This is a genomic window from Salinicola lusitanus, from assembly GCF_038648475.1.
In the GTDB taxonomy this organism is placed as follows: Bacteria; Pseudomonadota; Gammaproteobacteria; order Pseudomonadales; family Halomonadaceae; genus Salinicola; species Salinicola lusitanus.
This window is the reverse complement of the sequence record NZ_CP151919.1, coordinates 830,383-844,122: the sequence shown is the minus strand read 5'-3', so window position 1 is coordinate 844,122 and position 13,740 is coordinate 830,383. Positions and strand designations below refer to the sequence as shown.

Genomic DNA, 13,740 nt, shown 5'->3' with positions numbered 1-13,740 from the left:
CATTGCAAATATAGCGTTTTACGCAACATATTGCCTGGCTTATCGTGGCGTCAGGCTGAAGCGACGGGCACCGCGACAGACGGCGCCAATGGCCACCAACGCCAAGGGTTGTTCAGTACGACAGTTTCGAGCAGAACGCTCGCCAGAACCGACTTCCGGAGTTCGATATGCACGTTTATTACGACAAGGATTGTGACCTCTCCCTGATCCAGGCCAAACAGGTCACGATCGTCGGCTATGGCTCCCAGGGCCACGCTCACGCCAATAACCTGAAGGAGTCCGGTGTCGACGTGACCGTCGGCCTGCGCAAGGGCTCTTCCTCGGCAGCCAAGGCCGAGAGCGCCGGCCTCAAGGTCGCCAGCGTCGCGGAAGCGTGCAAGAGCGCCGACGTGGTCATGATCCTGGCGCCGGATGAAAACCAGAAGACGATCTACGAGCAGGAGATCGAGCCGAACCTGAAAGAGGGCGCCACCATCGCCTTCGCCCACGGCTTCAACATCCATTACAGCCAGGTCGAGCCACGCGCCGATCTCGACGTGATCATGGTCGCGCCCAAGGCGCCGGGCCACACCGTGCGCTCCGAGTTCGTGCGCGGCGGCGGTATCCCCGACCTGATCGCGATCCACCAGAATGCGTCCGGCCAGGCCAAGGAGATCGCCCTCTCCTACGCGGCAGCCATCGGTGGCGGTCGCAGCGGGATCATCGAGACCACCTTCAAGGACGAGACCGAGACCGATCTGTTCGGTGAGCAGGCGGTTCTCTGCGGCGGCGCGGTCGAGCTGGTCAAGGCTGGCTTCGAGACCCTGACCGAAGCGGGCTACGCTCCGGAGATGGCCTACTTCGAGTGTCTCCACGAGCTCAAGCTGATCGTCGACCTGATGTACGAAGGCGGCATCGCCAACATGAACTACTCGATCTCCAACAATGCCGAGTACGGTGAGTACGTGACCGGCCGCGAGATCATCAACGAGAGCTCGAAAGAGGCGATGCGCAAGGCGCTCAAGCGCATCCAGGATGGCGAGTACGCCAAGATGTTCATCGCCGAGGGCGCCTGCAACTACGCCTCGCTGAATGCACGCCGCCGTCAGACGGCCGAGCATCCGGTCGAGCAGGTCGGTGCCAAGCTGCGTGCCATGATGCCGTGGATCACGGCCAACCAGCTGGTCGACAAGAGCAAGAACTGATCACCGATCGGTCGATGGCTCATGCGGGGGCGCGACGACTGTCGCGCCCCCGTTTTGTTTGACGAATGCGGCTTTCTCGCAGGCATCTGTCGTGATTCCCGCTAGGCTGTAGAATGAGTCGGCTACAATGCCTTGGCGCACCCGACACTAAAGGACTCGCTTCATGACGCAGGATGACCGCCACCACGAGCAAGAGCCCGAGACGATCACGATCGGGGCCACGTCTCCGCTCTTCGATGATGAAGACGAAGTCATCGAGGAAACCGTCGAGAACGGCAAGCGCATCCGCCGCCGCGGCATCTACTTGTTGCCCAACCTGTTCACGCTTTCGGCCCTGTTTGCCGGCTTCTACTCCATCGTTGCTGCGATGAACGGGGATTACGCCAAGGCAGCCATCGCCATCTTCATCGCCATGGTGCTCGATGGGCTGGACGGCCGTGTCGCTCGACTGACCAATACCCAGAGTGCGTTTGGCGCCGAGTTCGACAGCCTGGCCGACATGGTCTCGTTCGGCATGGCGCCGGCGCTGGTCGCGTTCACCTGGATATTGCAGGACATCGGCAAGATCGGCTGGATCGCGGCATTCATCTTCGTCGCGGGCGCCGCACTGCGCCTGGCACGCTTCAACGTTCAGATCGGCAGCACCGACAAGAAGTGGTTCGTCGGCTTGCCCAGCCCGTCGGCAGCGGCCATCGTGGCTGCCTGCGTATGGGTCTTCCACACCTTCGATGCCGAGTCGTTGGGCTTCAAGGTGCTGATGACCGTCGTGGTGGCCGCCGCCGGCGTACTGATGGTCAGCAACGTGCGCTACCACAGCTTCAAGGAGATCGATTTCAAGGGGCCAGTACCGTTCGTGTTCCTGCTGGCGATCGTGCTGCTGTTCGTGCTGATCTCCATCGAGCCCTCCGTGATGCTGCTGACACTGTTCGGCTGCTATGTCGTGTCGGGGCCGATATTGGCACTGGGACGTCTGAACAAGGCGCGTAGAGAGAAGCGTCGTAGTGAAGCGGGCGGGCAGAACGCCCAGGATGACTAGCGTCGGACAAGATTCGAATCGCTGAAACGCCCGCCCCGCGCGGGCGTTTCGGTCTCTGGGGGTTGGTGGCGGGAGGGTGTGTCGGATCGGATGATCAAAAAGTTGCAATCAGTGCTTGCCAACGCGGCGGACGATCCGTAAAGTACGCATCCGCTGCCGCCGAGACAGGTTTTCGGAGGCGGTGAAGAAGAAAGCCAAGCAGTTGATTTGATTGAAATAATCGGTTGACGCGAGGCCAGGGAAGCAGGCAGAATGCTCCCGCTTCTTGGCAAGGATCGGCGCCGACAGCAACACGCGACGCCAAGCAGGATTCGACAAAAAAGACGTTGACATCCTCGCCTCGATCCTTAAAATACGCCACTCCTTACGGCGGCCCAGAAAGCAAGCGCTGACAAGCACTTGGATTCGAAACGGCAAAGTAAGGCGCTCTTTAACAATCGATCAGGTAATTGATGTGGGCGCTTGTTCTCGCGTGACAGCCAGTCACGACATGTCGAGGCAAGCGACTCGTCAAGATTCGTTTGACCTTGAACCAAGTTTGGTCCGCTTTTTTCCTTCGGGAGAAGTAAGGACTATCAGACTTTAAACTGAAGAGTTTGATCATGGCTCAGATTGAACGCTGGCGGCAGGCCTAACACATGCAAGTCGAGCGGCAGCACGGGGAGCTTGCTCCCTGGTGGCGAGCGGCGGACGGGTGAGTAATGCATAGGAATCTGCCCGGTAGTGGGGGATAACGTGGGGAAACCCACGCTAATACCGCATACGTCCTACGGGAGAAAGCGGAGGATCTTCGGACTTCGCGCTATCGGATGAGCCTATGTCGGATTAGCTAGTTGGTAAGGTAACGGCTTACCAAGGCGACGATCCGTAGCTGGTCTGAGAGGATGATCAGCCACACTGGGACTGAGACACGGCCCAGACTCCTACGGGAGGCAGCAGTGGGGAATATTGGACAATGGGCGAAAGCCTGATCCAGCCATGCCGCGTGTGTGAAGAAGGCTTTCGGGTTGTAAAGCACTTTCAGCGAGGAAGAAAGCCTCTGGGTTAATACCCCAGAGGAAGGACATCACTCGCAGAAGAAGCACCGGCTAACTCCGTGCCAGCAGCCGCGGTAATACGGAGGGTGCGAGCGTTAATCGGAATTACTGGGCGTAAAGCGCGCGTAGGTGGCTTGGCACGCCGGTTGTGAAAGCCCCGGGCTCAACCTGGGAACGGCATCCGGAACGGCCAGGCTAGAGTGCAGGAGAGGAAGGTAGAATTCCCGGTGTAGCGGTGAAATGCGTAGAGATCGGGAGGAATACCAGTGGCGAAGGCGGCCTTCTGGCCTGACACTGACACTGAGGTGCGAAAGCGTGGGTAGCAAACAGGATTAGATACCCTGGTAGTCCACGCCGTAAACGATGTCGACTAGCCGTTGGGACCTTTAAGGACTTAGTGGCGCAGTTAACGCGATAAGTCGACCGCCTGGGGAGTACGGCCGCAAGGTTAAAACTCAAATGAATTGACGGGGGCCCGCACAAGCGGTGGAGCATGTGGTTTAATTCGATGCAACGCGAAGAACCTTACCTACCCTTGACATCCAGAGAACTTTCCAGAGATGGATTGGTGCCTTCGGGAACTCTGAGACAGGTGCTGCATGGCTGTCGTCAGCTCGTGTTGTGAAATGTTGGGTTAAGTCCCGTAACGAGCGCAACCCTTGTCCTTATTTGCCAGCGATTCGGTCGGGAACTCTAAGGAGACTGCCGGTGACAAACCGGAGGAAGGTGGGGACGACGTCAAGTCATCATGGCCCTTACGGGTAGGGCTACACACGTGCTACAATGGCCGGTACAAAGGGTTGCGAGACCGCGAGGTGGAGCGAATCCCAGAAAGCCGGCCTCAGTCCGGATCGGAGTCTGCAACTCGACTCCGTGAAGTCGGAATCGCTAGTAATCGTGAATCAGAATGTCACGGTGAATACGTTCCCGGGCCTTGTACACACCGCCCGTCACACCATGGGAGTGGACTGCACCAGAAGTGGTTAGCTTAACCTTCGGGAGAGCGATCACCACGGTGTGGTTCATGACTGGGGTGAAGTCGTAACAAGGTAGCCGTAGGGGAACCTGCGGCTGGATCACCTCCTTAAACGACCAGCTTCACGTGGTTCAAGCGTCCACAATCAATTACCTGATCGGCCAAGAGCAATGACTGTGGAAAGGCTCTCGAAAGCCACCCAGTGACCAACGGGTCTGTAGCTCAGTTGGTTAGAGCGCACCCCTGATAAGGGTGAGGTCGGCCGTTCAAATCGGCCCAGACCCACCATCTCACGCTCAGTTGGTTAGAGCGCACCCCTGATAAGGGTGAGGTCGGCCGTTCAAATCGGCCCAGACCCACCATCTCACGCTCAGTTGGTTAGAGCGCACCCCCGGGGTGTCAAAAAGAGAGGGTGAGGTCGCCGGGTTTTTTCGAATCGGCCCAGACCCGCCAATTTCGCCAGATAGCTGGATTATCTGGGGCCATAGCTCAGCTGGGAGAGCGCCTGCCTTGCACGCAGGAGGTCAGCGGTTCGATCCCGCTTGGCTCCACCATGTCTTTCCTGAGAAAACGCGCCACACAGTCATCGAAGTTTTAAGCTAGACGCTGTCTCCAACCCAGGTTTGACCTGGAGTTGTCTGAGAGCTTCCAGCTTAAAGCTTCCAGCTTTAAACGCTCTTTAACAATTTGGATCATGCTGACAGTTCTTCTCGCAAGAGAAGAACGAAAGTGATACGTCTCAAGCGTATCCGGCAATTGTCGTTAGACTAATCGCGCGACCAGACTCCTTCGGGTTATATGGTCAAGCGATTAAGCGCACACGGTGGATGCCTTGGCAGCCAGAGGCGATGAAGGACGTTGTAGCCTGCGAAAAGGTTCGGTGAGGTGGCAAACAACCTGCGACCCGGACATGTCCGAATGGGGAAACCCACCCAGCACAAGCTGGGTATCCCACACTGAATCCATAGGTGTTGGGAAGCGAACCGGGAGAACTGAAACATCTAAGTACCCCGAGGAAAAGAAATCAACCGAGATTCCCCCAGTAGCGGCGAGCGAACGGGGAGTAGCCCTTAAGCATGTGACTGGTTAGACGAACGCGCCTGGAAAGGCCGGCCATAGTGGGTGATAGCCCCGTAGTCGAAAACCTGAATGTGTGAAATCGAGTAGGTCGGGGCACGTGAAACCCTGACTGAACATGGGGGGACCATCCTCCAAGGCTAAATACTCCTGGCTGACCGATAGTGAACCAGTACCGTGAGGGAAAGGCGAAAAGAACCCCGGAGAGGGGAGTGAAATAGATCCTGAAACCGTGTGCGTACAAGCAGTGGGAGCCGACTTGTTCGGTGACCGCGTACCTTTTGTATAATGGGTCAGCGACTTATATTCAGTGGCGAGCTTAACCGTATAGGGGAGGCGTAGAGAAATCGAGTCTTAACTGGGCGACCAGTCGCTGGATATAGACCCGAAACCGGGCGATCTATCCATGGCCAGGGTGAAGATTGAGTAACATCAATTGGAGGCCCGAACCCAAGTATGTTGAAAAATGCTGGGATGAGCTGTGGATCGGAGTGAAAGGCTAATCAAGCTCGGAGATAGCTGGTTCTCCTCGAAAGCTATTTAGGTAGCGCCTCACGTATTACCGCCGGGGGTAGAGCACTGTTTCGGCTAGGGGCCCATCCCGGGTTACCAACCCGAGGCAAACTCCGAATACCGGTGAGTAGAGCGTGGGAGACACACGGCGGGTGCTAACGTCCGTCGTGAAAAGGGAAACAACCCAGACCGTCAGCTAAGGCCCCCAAATTCTGGTTAAGTGGGAAACGATGTGGGAAGGCATAGACAGCTAGGAGGTTGGCTTAGAAGCAGCCATCCTTTAAAGAAAGCGTAATAGCTCACTAGTCGAGTCGGCCTGCGCGGAAGATGTAACGGGGCTCAAACCAGATGCCGAAGCTACGGGTTCATCCTCTGGATGAGCGGTAGAGGAGCGTCGTGTAAGTCTGTGAAGGTGTGTTGAGAAGCATGCTGGAGATATCACGAGTGCGAATGCTGACATGAGTAACGACAAGGGGAGTGAAAAACTCCCCCGCCGGAAGACCAAGGTTTTCTGTTCTATGTTAATCAGAGCAGAGTGAGTCGGCCCCTAAGGCGAGGCTGAAAAGCGTAGTCGATGGGAAACGGGTCAATATTCCCGTACCGGATGTGGTTGCGATGGGGGGACGAAGAAGGCTAGGTGAGCCAGGCGTTGGTTGTCCTGGTGAAAGTCAGTAGGCTGAGGACTTAGGCAAATCCGGGTCCTTAAGGCCGAGAGACGAGACGAACGGACTACGGTCCGGAAGTCATCGATGCCACGCTTCCAGGAAAAGCCTCTAAGCTTCAGATCACATGCGACCGTACCCCAAACCGACACAGGTGGTCAGGGTGAGAATCCCAAGGCGCTTGAGAGAACTCGGGTGAAGGAACTAGGCAAAATGGCACCGTAACTTCGGGAGAAGGTGCGCCGGCTTAGGGTGAAGGACTTCGCGTCCCGAGCTCGAACCGGTCGAAGATACCAGGTGGCTGCAACTGTTTATTAAAAACACAGCACTCTGCTAACGCGTAAGCGGACGTATAGGGTGTGACGCCTGCCCGGTGCCGGAAGGTTAATTGATGGTGTTAGCCGTAAGGCGAAGCTCTTGATCGAAGCCCCGGTAAACGGCGGCCGTAACTATAACGGTCCTAAGGTAGCGAAATTCCTTGTCGGGTAAGTTCCGACCTGCACGAATGGCGTAATGATGGCCACGCTGTCTCCACCCGAGACTCAGTGAAATTGAAATCGCAGTGAAGATGCTGTGTACCCGCGGCTAGACGGAAAGACCCCGTGAACCTTTACTATAGCTTCACACTGGACGCTGATGTTGCTTGTGTAGGATAGCTGGGAGGCTTGGAAACCCGGACGCCAGTTCGGGTGGAGCCAACCTTGAAATACCAGCCTGGCATCATTGGCGTTCTAACTTGGCACCGTGATCCGGTGTGAGGACAGTGTGTGGTGGGTAGTTTGACTGGGGCGGTCTCCTCCGAAAGCGTAACGGAGGAGCACGAAGGTACCCTCAGCACGGTTGGAAATCGTGCATTGAGTGCAAGAGCATAAGGGTGCTTAACTGCGAGACAGACACGTCGAGCAGGTACGAAAGTAGGTTCTAGTGATCCGGTGGTTCTGTATGGAAGGGCCATCGCTCAACGGATAAAAGGTACTCCGGGGATAACAGGCTGATACCGCCCAAGAGTTCACATCGACGGCGGTGTTTGGCACCTCGATGTCGGCTCATCACATCCTGGGGCTGAAGTCGGTCCCAAGGGTATGGCTGTTCGCCATTTAAAGTGGTACGCGAGCTGGGTTTAGAACGTCGTGAGACAGTTCGGTCCCTATCTGCCGTGGGCGTTGGAGATTTGAGAAGTGCTGCTCCTAGTACGAGAGGACCGGAGTGGACGCACCTCTGGTGTTCCGGTTGTCACGCCAGTGGCATCGCCGGGTAGCTATGTGCGGACGGGATAACCGCTGAAGGCATCTAAGCGGGAAGCCTCCTTCAAGATGAGATCTCCCTGAGACTTCGAGTCTCCTAAAGGGTCCAGCAAGACTAGCTGGTTGATAGGCACGGTGTGGAAGCGCTGCAAGGCGTTGAGCTAACGTGTACTAATGCCCCGTGAGGCTTGACCATATAACCCCAAGGGGTTTTGGAAAGAGGCGTCGTGGCGAAAGCCGGGACGCGAGGTCGAGCGATTAGTACGACAATGACTGGATACGCGGGCCGAGGAAGAGCCGGCCAAACGAGACGTAGCCGTCAGCATGATCCGAATCAGTTGAAGCGATGCGAGGAAAAGATCGCTTCAGCGTCAGTTTTGCCTGACGACCATAGCGAGTGGGAACCACCTGATCCATGCCGAACTCAGAAGTGAAACCGCTTAGCGCCGATGGTAGTGTGGGGTCTCCCCATGTGAGAGTAGGTCATCGTCAGGCACTTATTTCGAACCCCGGCCATTGGTCGGGGTTCATTCGTTCAAGGGCCTCCCCTGGACCCGTTCGTCGGGAACGAGCGGGAACCGATTCAGCGGGCTCGAAGGGCGAGTCTCAGGAGGAGACGAGTCAAGTCGCGGAGTGCCGCGCGCCGGGTGGCCGGCCCGAACATCGTCAGGCTTCTATACCCAACCCCAGCTTCGAAAGAGGCTGGGGTTTTTTATGGCGGCATCCTCGGAAGATCCCGGGTGACGCATCTCGTGGCCGTATCAACTAGTCTTCTTGCCGTACCGATGAATTCATCTCCAGGCGAGGGGAAAAGCCGTGCTGCAAGCGCTACCCGAAGGATTCACGGCTGTAATGACCGGTGCCGGCGGTGGTATCGGTCAGGCCATGCTGAGACGGTTATTGAAGAGTGATCGTCCGGGGCGTGTCATTGCGGTTTCCCGTCAGAGCCTCGAGCACGAAGATCGCCGAGTCGAAAATCTGAAAGCCGATGTCACGACCGGGGAGGGGCTCAAGGCGCTGAAGACGCAATTGGATGGTGCGCCCCTGCACCTGCTGTTCAATGCCATAGGCCTGTTGCATGACGAGCGGCGCGGGATCTCGCCGGACAAGCGGCTCGAGGACCTAGACGCCGAAACGCTGTCCACGCTGTTTCACGTCAACGCCATCACGCCGGTTCTGCTGATCCAGACGTTAGTCGATTCCCTCAAGGGTCACCACCCCGCCATCATCGCCAGCCTCTCGGCCAGGGTGGGCTCGATCGGCGATAACAGACTGGGTGGGTGGTACGGCTATCGAGCCAGCAAGGCGGCACACAACATGTTCCTGCGCACTGCCGCCGTCGAGCTGGCGCGCTACAACCGGCAGGCGATAGTGCTCAATCTCCATCCCGGCACCACGGATACCGGCCTGTCCCGGCCCTTCCAGCGTCGAGTTCCGGAGGGAAAGCTATTCACGCCAGATTTCGTGGCGGCGCGATTGCTCGCGGTAATGGAAGACCGCCGCCCCGACGAGAGCGGCAGTTTCTGGGACTGGGATGGCAAGCCGGTACCATTTTGATGGCGCCCGGCTAGACCATGACCTGCAACGCTTCGACCAGGCTGCCCATCTCGTCATCGGTGCCGATCGAGATACGCAGGAAATCGCTGAGGCCATCCTTGTTGAAATGACGAACCAGAATGCCGCGCTCGCGCAGACCGCTGAACAGGCTAGCCCCACTGTGCCGGGGGTGACGCACGAACAGGAAGTTGGTCTGTGATGGCAGGACCTCGAACGCCATCGTCTCGAGCTGTTGGCGTGTCCACTCGCGGGTGGCCATGACTTGTTCGCAGCACGCCTGGAAGTGCGACTGATCCTCGAGGGAGGCGATGGCGACTTCGCTGGCCAACATGTCGATCGGGTAGGAGTTGAAGGAATTCTTGACGCGCTCCAACCCTTCGATCAGCTCACGCGAGCCGATCGCGTAGCCCACACGCAAACCGGCCAGGCTGCGCCCTTTCGACAAGGTCCCGGTAACCAGCAGGTTGGGATAGTCCGCGATCAACGGCACGACACTCTCGCCACCGAAATCGACATAGGCCTCGTCGACCAGGACCACGCTCTCGGTAACGCGCTCCAGCAGCTGCGCGACAGCCTGGCGCGAGTGGCCATGGCCGGTCGGTGCGTTGGGGTTCGCGAACACCACGCCACCGTTGTCCGTGTCGAAGGCCTCCAGGGCGATCTGCCAGCGGTCGTCCAGCGCCACGGTTCGATAGTGAATATCGTAGAGCTTGCAGTAGACCGGATAGAAGCTATAGCTGATGGCGGGCATCAGCAGTGGCTTCGGCTGGCAGAAGAAGGTCTGGAACGCCAGTGCCAGCACTTCATCGGAACCGTTGCCGACGAAGACCTGGTCCGGCTCGACACCGTGTGTCCTCGCCAGTGCCTGGCGTAGTGCCAGCGATTCGGGATCGGGGTAGCGGCGAAGGTGGTCCACCGCGAACGCCTGCAACACCCGCTCGACGGCCGGGGAGGGCGGATAAGGGTTCTCGTTGGTATTCAGCTTGACCAGTTTTTCGCGCGGTTGCTCGCCCGGTACGTAGGGCGTCAGGGCGCGAACGGCGGGACTCCAGAATTGACTCATGATCTCTCGCGGGACGTTTTCTACGATGCTCGTTAGGCGTGGCGGGTCTGAGCTCATAGTGACCTCTGGTCCGAAGCGGTGCAAGCCACTCCCGTCGAATGTGGGTGACAGGGTTGATTAGTGTTCTAACTGCCTCATCTATGGGGTATCCGCTCAACTCAGCGATCGAAGGATTTCCATGAATTATGACAGGCTGCTCTCGCCCATCACCGTCGGCGACGTCGAACTCCCCAATCGGGTGCTGATGGCACCGCTCACGCGCGCCCGCACCCCGGACAGCGTGCCGGGGGCGCTACAGGCCGAATATTACGCTCAGCGCGCCGGTGCCGGGCTGATCATCAGCGAAGCGACCAATATCTCGCCCACGGCGCGGGGCTACGTCTATACCCCCGGGATCTGGACCGATGCCCAGGAAGCCGGCTGGCGTCAGGTCGTCGATGCCGTGCACGAGGCCGGAGGCAAGATGGCACTCCAGCTCTGGCATGTCGGACGTATCTCCCATGAGATGGTGCAGCCGGAGGGTCAGGCGCCGGTCGCCCCCAGCGCCCTGCGCGCCGAGGGGGCCAACTGCTTCGTCGAATTCGAAGATGGCAGCTCGGGCCAGCATCCCACCAGCACCCCGCGTGCGCTGGCACTCGACGAGATCCCCGGTGTGATCGACGATTACCGCCAGGCTGCCAAACGCGCCCAGCGGGCCGGTTTTGACCTGGTCGAGGTCCACGCCGCCAATGCCTACCTGCTGCAGCAATTCCTCGCCACCGGCAGCAACCAGCGCAGTGACCGCTATGGCGGCAGCGTCGTCAACCGCGCTCGCTTGCTGCTGGAAGTCACCGATGCCGTCATCGACGTCATGGGGGCAGGACGTGTCGGTGTGCGCCTGTCGCCATTCATCGAGATATTCGGCCTGTCGGATGACGAGCCCGAGGCGATGATGCGCTACCTGGCCAGCGAGCTGAGCCGTCGCCGGGTCGCTTACCTGCACGTCAATGAGCCCGACTGGACCGGCGAAGGCCCGCAGCTGACCGACGATTTCCGCCGCGACCTGCGCGAGCGCTTCAGCGGCACCTTGATCTACTGCGGGCACTACACGGCCGAACGCGCGGAGACCTTGATCGGCAATGGGCTGGGCGACGCCGCCGCTTTCGGCCGCCCCTATATCGCCAATCCGGATCTGGTCGAACGGTTTCGGCGTGATGCGGCCCTCAACGAACCGAATCCGGAGACTTTCTATGGCGGTGGCGCCGAAGGCTATACCGACTATTCAGTAATGGATTGAGACGCGCTCGCGTGGCAGCCTGATGCTCTCGTTTGAATGGGATGTCATGCAGGAGACTTACCGCTATCCTGTAGTCACGTGGCCGCCAATGCGGCCTGTATGGCCCAGAAGTGTAAGGAGAACCAATATGCAGATCAGGACGTTGCTGGCCAGCGCCGCCACGGTAGCCGTACTGGCCGGTTGTGCCAGCGGTGGATCTCAGACTCAGTCTGGCACCGCCGACTCCTCTGCCGGCATGTCGTCGAACGCCGTCACCTACGAAGGCACGCTGCCTTGCCGTAGCTGCGATGGCATCGACCTGACCGTCAATCTCAACGGGACCGAGTCCTCGCCGGCCTCGCAGCGCACCTTCACGCTCGAAGCCGACTACATGAATCACCCGCAGAATCCGGATCCCGAGCAGTACGAAGGCCAGTGGGAAACGATGACGGGCACCGCGGTCGACCCGCAGGCGACGGTCTACGAGCTGACGCCGAACGGCGAAGGTCAGATCTACTATTTCCAGAAGATCGATGACCGTACGCTGGAACTGATCGATCCCCAGCGTCGTCGTTTCGAGAACGGCCAGATGTTGCGCCTGACTCGCCAGTAGGCCAGGCACTGACGAGCGTAGAGGCGGCCATGGGCCGCCTCTCGTCGTTGAGGGCTGACCCTTTGTGGCACCCTACGTATCTTGCGATCCTCTACCCGGCCTGACGGAGACCCCGCGCGTGGCAAAAGCGAAGAGTGCCTTCGTCTGCACCGAATGCGGTGCGGAATACAGCAAATGGCAAGGCCAGTGCAGCAACTGCCGTGAGTGGAACACGCTGACCGAGATTCGCCTCGGCAGCGCGCGACCCGGCGCCTCGACTCCCGGTAGTAGCGGCGCTCGTGGCGGCTACGCGGGTACGCTGTCGCGGGAAGTCGTCGATCTCTCTGGCGTCGATCTTACCGAGGTACCCCGGTTCAGCTCCACGTTCGAGGAGTTCGACCGGGTGCTCGGCGGCGGCTTGGTGCCGGGTTCGGCGGTGCTGCTGGGCGGCCATCCCGGTGCCGGGAAGTCCACCCTGCTGTTGCAGACGGCCTGTCGTCTGGCCCAGAGCAAGCGGGTGCTTTACGTGACCGGTGAGGAGTCGCTGTCGCAGGTGGCGATGCGGGCCCACCGTCTGCAACTGCCGACCCAGGGGCTCAAGATGCTCGCCGAGACCAGCATCGAGACGCTGCTGGCCGTGGCGGAGCGAGAGCGTCCCGAAGTGTTGATCATCGACTCCATCCAGACCATGCATCTGGAGGATATCGGCTCGGCACCCGGCGGCGTTGCCCAGGTTCGCGAGTCGGCGGCGGCGCTGACGCGGTTCGCCAAGCAGAGCAACACCGTGCTGATGCTGGTGGGCCACGTGACCAAGGATGGCACCCTGGCCGGCCCCAAGGTGCTCGAGCACATGATCGACGCCTCGCTGCTGCTGGAGGGGGGAAGCGACTCGCGTTTCCGCACCTTGCGCGGGCAGAAGAACCGCTTTGGCGCGATCAACGAACTCGGCGTGTTCGCGATGGTCGAGCTCGGCCTCAAGGAGGTCAAGAACCCCAGCGCGATCTTCCTGTCGCGGAGCGAGGAGCAGGCCTCCGGCAGTCTGGTGATGGTGGTATGGGAGGGCACCCGTCCGATCCTGGTCGAAGTCCAGGCGCTGCTCGACGAGTCCGCGCTGGGCAATCCCCGGCGCGTGGCGGTGGGGCTCGACCACAACCGCCTGGCCATGCTGTTGGCGGTGCTGCACAAGCACGGCGGCCTGTTCACCGGCGATCAGGATGTCTTTCTCAACGTCGTCGGCGGGGTCAAGGTGCTGGAGACCAGCGCCGATCTGGCGGTGCTGCTGGCGGTGGTCTCCAGTCTCCAGAACCGGCCGCTGCCGCGGGAGCTGGTGGTGTTTGGCGAGGTCGGCCTCTCCGGGGAGATCAGGCCGGTCCCCAGCGGCCAGGAGCGCATCGTCGAGGCCGCCAAGCATGGTTTCACGCGGGCCATCGTGCCGCGCGGCAATGCGCCCAAGAAGGCGCCCGCCGGCATGCAGGTGGTGGCGGTCGACAAGCTGGCCGAGGCGCTGGAAGCGCTGTAAGAGCGGGCGACTCGGCCGCCAGCGC

8 protein-coding genes, 2 tRNA genes and 3 rRNA genes are annotated in these 13,740 nt (G+C 59.6%); 11 read left to right on the top strand and 2 right to left on the bottom strand.

The genetic code is table 11. The features are described from left to right. The first annotated feature begins 167 nt into the window (after window positions 1-167). On the top strand, window positions 168-1,184 hold the full coding sequence (gene ilvC, locus AAGT95_RS03940) for a ketol-acid reductoisomerase (RefSeq protein ID WP_342595628.1): 1,017 nt from the start codon (window positions 168-170) through the stop codon (window positions 1,182-1,184). A 163-nt stretch (window positions 1,185-1,347) separates the two neighbouring features. Next, complete coding sequence (pssA, locus tag AAGT95_RS03935; RefSeq protein ID WP_110603431.1) at window positions 1,348-2,220, top strand: CDP-diacylglycerol--serine O-phosphatidyltransferase; 873 nt, start codon at window positions 1,348-1,350, stop codon at window positions 2,218-2,220. A 108-nt stretch (window positions 2,221-2,328) separates the two neighbouring features. On the opposite strand, the gene AAGT95_RS03930 is transcribed toward pssA, so the two are convergent. Further along, window positions 2,329-2,553: a hypothetical protein gene (locus AAGT95_RS03930; protein ID WP_342595627.1), complete on the bottom strand. Its 225-nt coding sequence runs from the start codon at window positions 2,551-2,553 to the stop codon at window positions 2,329-2,331. 251 nt (window positions 2,554-2,804) lie between these two features. On the opposite strand from AAGT95_RS03930, the gene AAGT95_RS03925 reads away from it, so the two are divergent. The 6 genes from AAGT95_RS03925 (at window position 2,805) to AAGT95_RS03900 (ending at window position 9,286) form a co-directional block, all read left to right on the top strand. Next, window positions 2,805-4,344, top strand: a 16S ribosomal RNA gene (locus AAGT95_RS03925). Between the two features lie 100 nt (window positions 4,345-4,444). Then, window positions 4,445-4,521, top strand: a tRNA-Ile gene (locus AAGT95_RS03920). A 190-nt stretch (window positions 4,522-4,711) separates the two neighbouring features. Further along, window positions 4,712-4,787, top strand: a tRNA-Ala gene (locus AAGT95_RS03915). A 246-nt stretch (window positions 4,788-5,033) separates the two neighbouring features. Further along, window positions 5,034-7,925 (top strand): 23S ribosomal RNA (locus tag AAGT95_RS03910). A 184-nt stretch (window positions 7,926-8,109) separates the two neighbouring features. Beyond that, window positions 8,110-8,224, top strand: a 5S ribosomal RNA gene (rrf, locus tag AAGT95_RS03905). Together the 16S, 23S and 5S rRNA genes with 2 tRNA genes alongside form the textbook arrangement of a ribosomal RNA operon. Window positions 8,225-8,545: 321 nt before the next feature. After that, the gene (locus tag AAGT95_RS03900) at window positions 8,546-9,286 is read left to right on the top strand and encodes an SDR family NAD(P)-dependent oxidoreductase (protein WP_342595626.1); all 741 of its coding nucleotides are present in this window, start codon (window positions 8,546-8,548) and stop codon (window positions 9,284-9,286) included. Window positions 9,287-9,296: 10 nt separating this feature from the next. Here the strand turns inward: AAGT95_RS03900 and hisC are convergent, their stop codons facing one another. Next, window positions 9,297-10,349 carry a histidinol-phosphate transaminase gene (gene hisC / locus AAGT95_RS03895; RefSeq protein ID WP_342595625.1) on the bottom strand — a complete coding sequence of 351 codons (1,053 nt, stop codon included), beginning with the start codon at window positions 10,347-10,349 and terminating at the stop codon, window positions 9,297-9,299. Window positions 10,350-10,527: 178 nt separating this feature from the next. Here hisC and AAGT95_RS03890 point away from each other — a divergent pair, with 178 nt between their 5' ends. The 3 genes from AAGT95_RS03890 to radA all read left to right on the top strand — a co-directional run bounded on the left by AAGT95_RS03890 (window position 10,528) and on the right by radA (window position 13,715). Continuing rightward, window positions 10,528-11,625 (top strand): alkene reductase, encoded by a 1,098-nt coding sequence (locus tag AAGT95_RS03890; RefSeq protein ID WP_342595624.1) that lies wholly within the window; start codon window positions 10,528-10,530, stop codon window positions 11,623-11,625. A 127-nt stretch (window positions 11,626-11,752) separates the two neighbouring features. Continuing rightward, on the top strand, window positions 11,753-12,217 hold the full coding sequence (locus AAGT95_RS03885) for a copper resistance protein NlpE N-terminal domain-containing protein (RefSeq protein ID WP_110598169.1): 465 nt from the start codon (window positions 11,753-11,755) through the stop codon (window positions 12,215-12,217). A gap of 118 nt (window positions 12,218-12,335) precedes the next feature. Further along, window positions 12,336-13,715, top strand: a complete 1,380-nt coding sequence (gene radA, locus AAGT95_RS03880) for a DNA repair protein RadA (RefSeq protein WP_110598168.1) — start codon at window positions 12,336-12,338, stop codon at window positions 13,713-13,715. The last annotated feature ends 25 nt before the right edge of the window (window positions 13,716-13,740 follow it).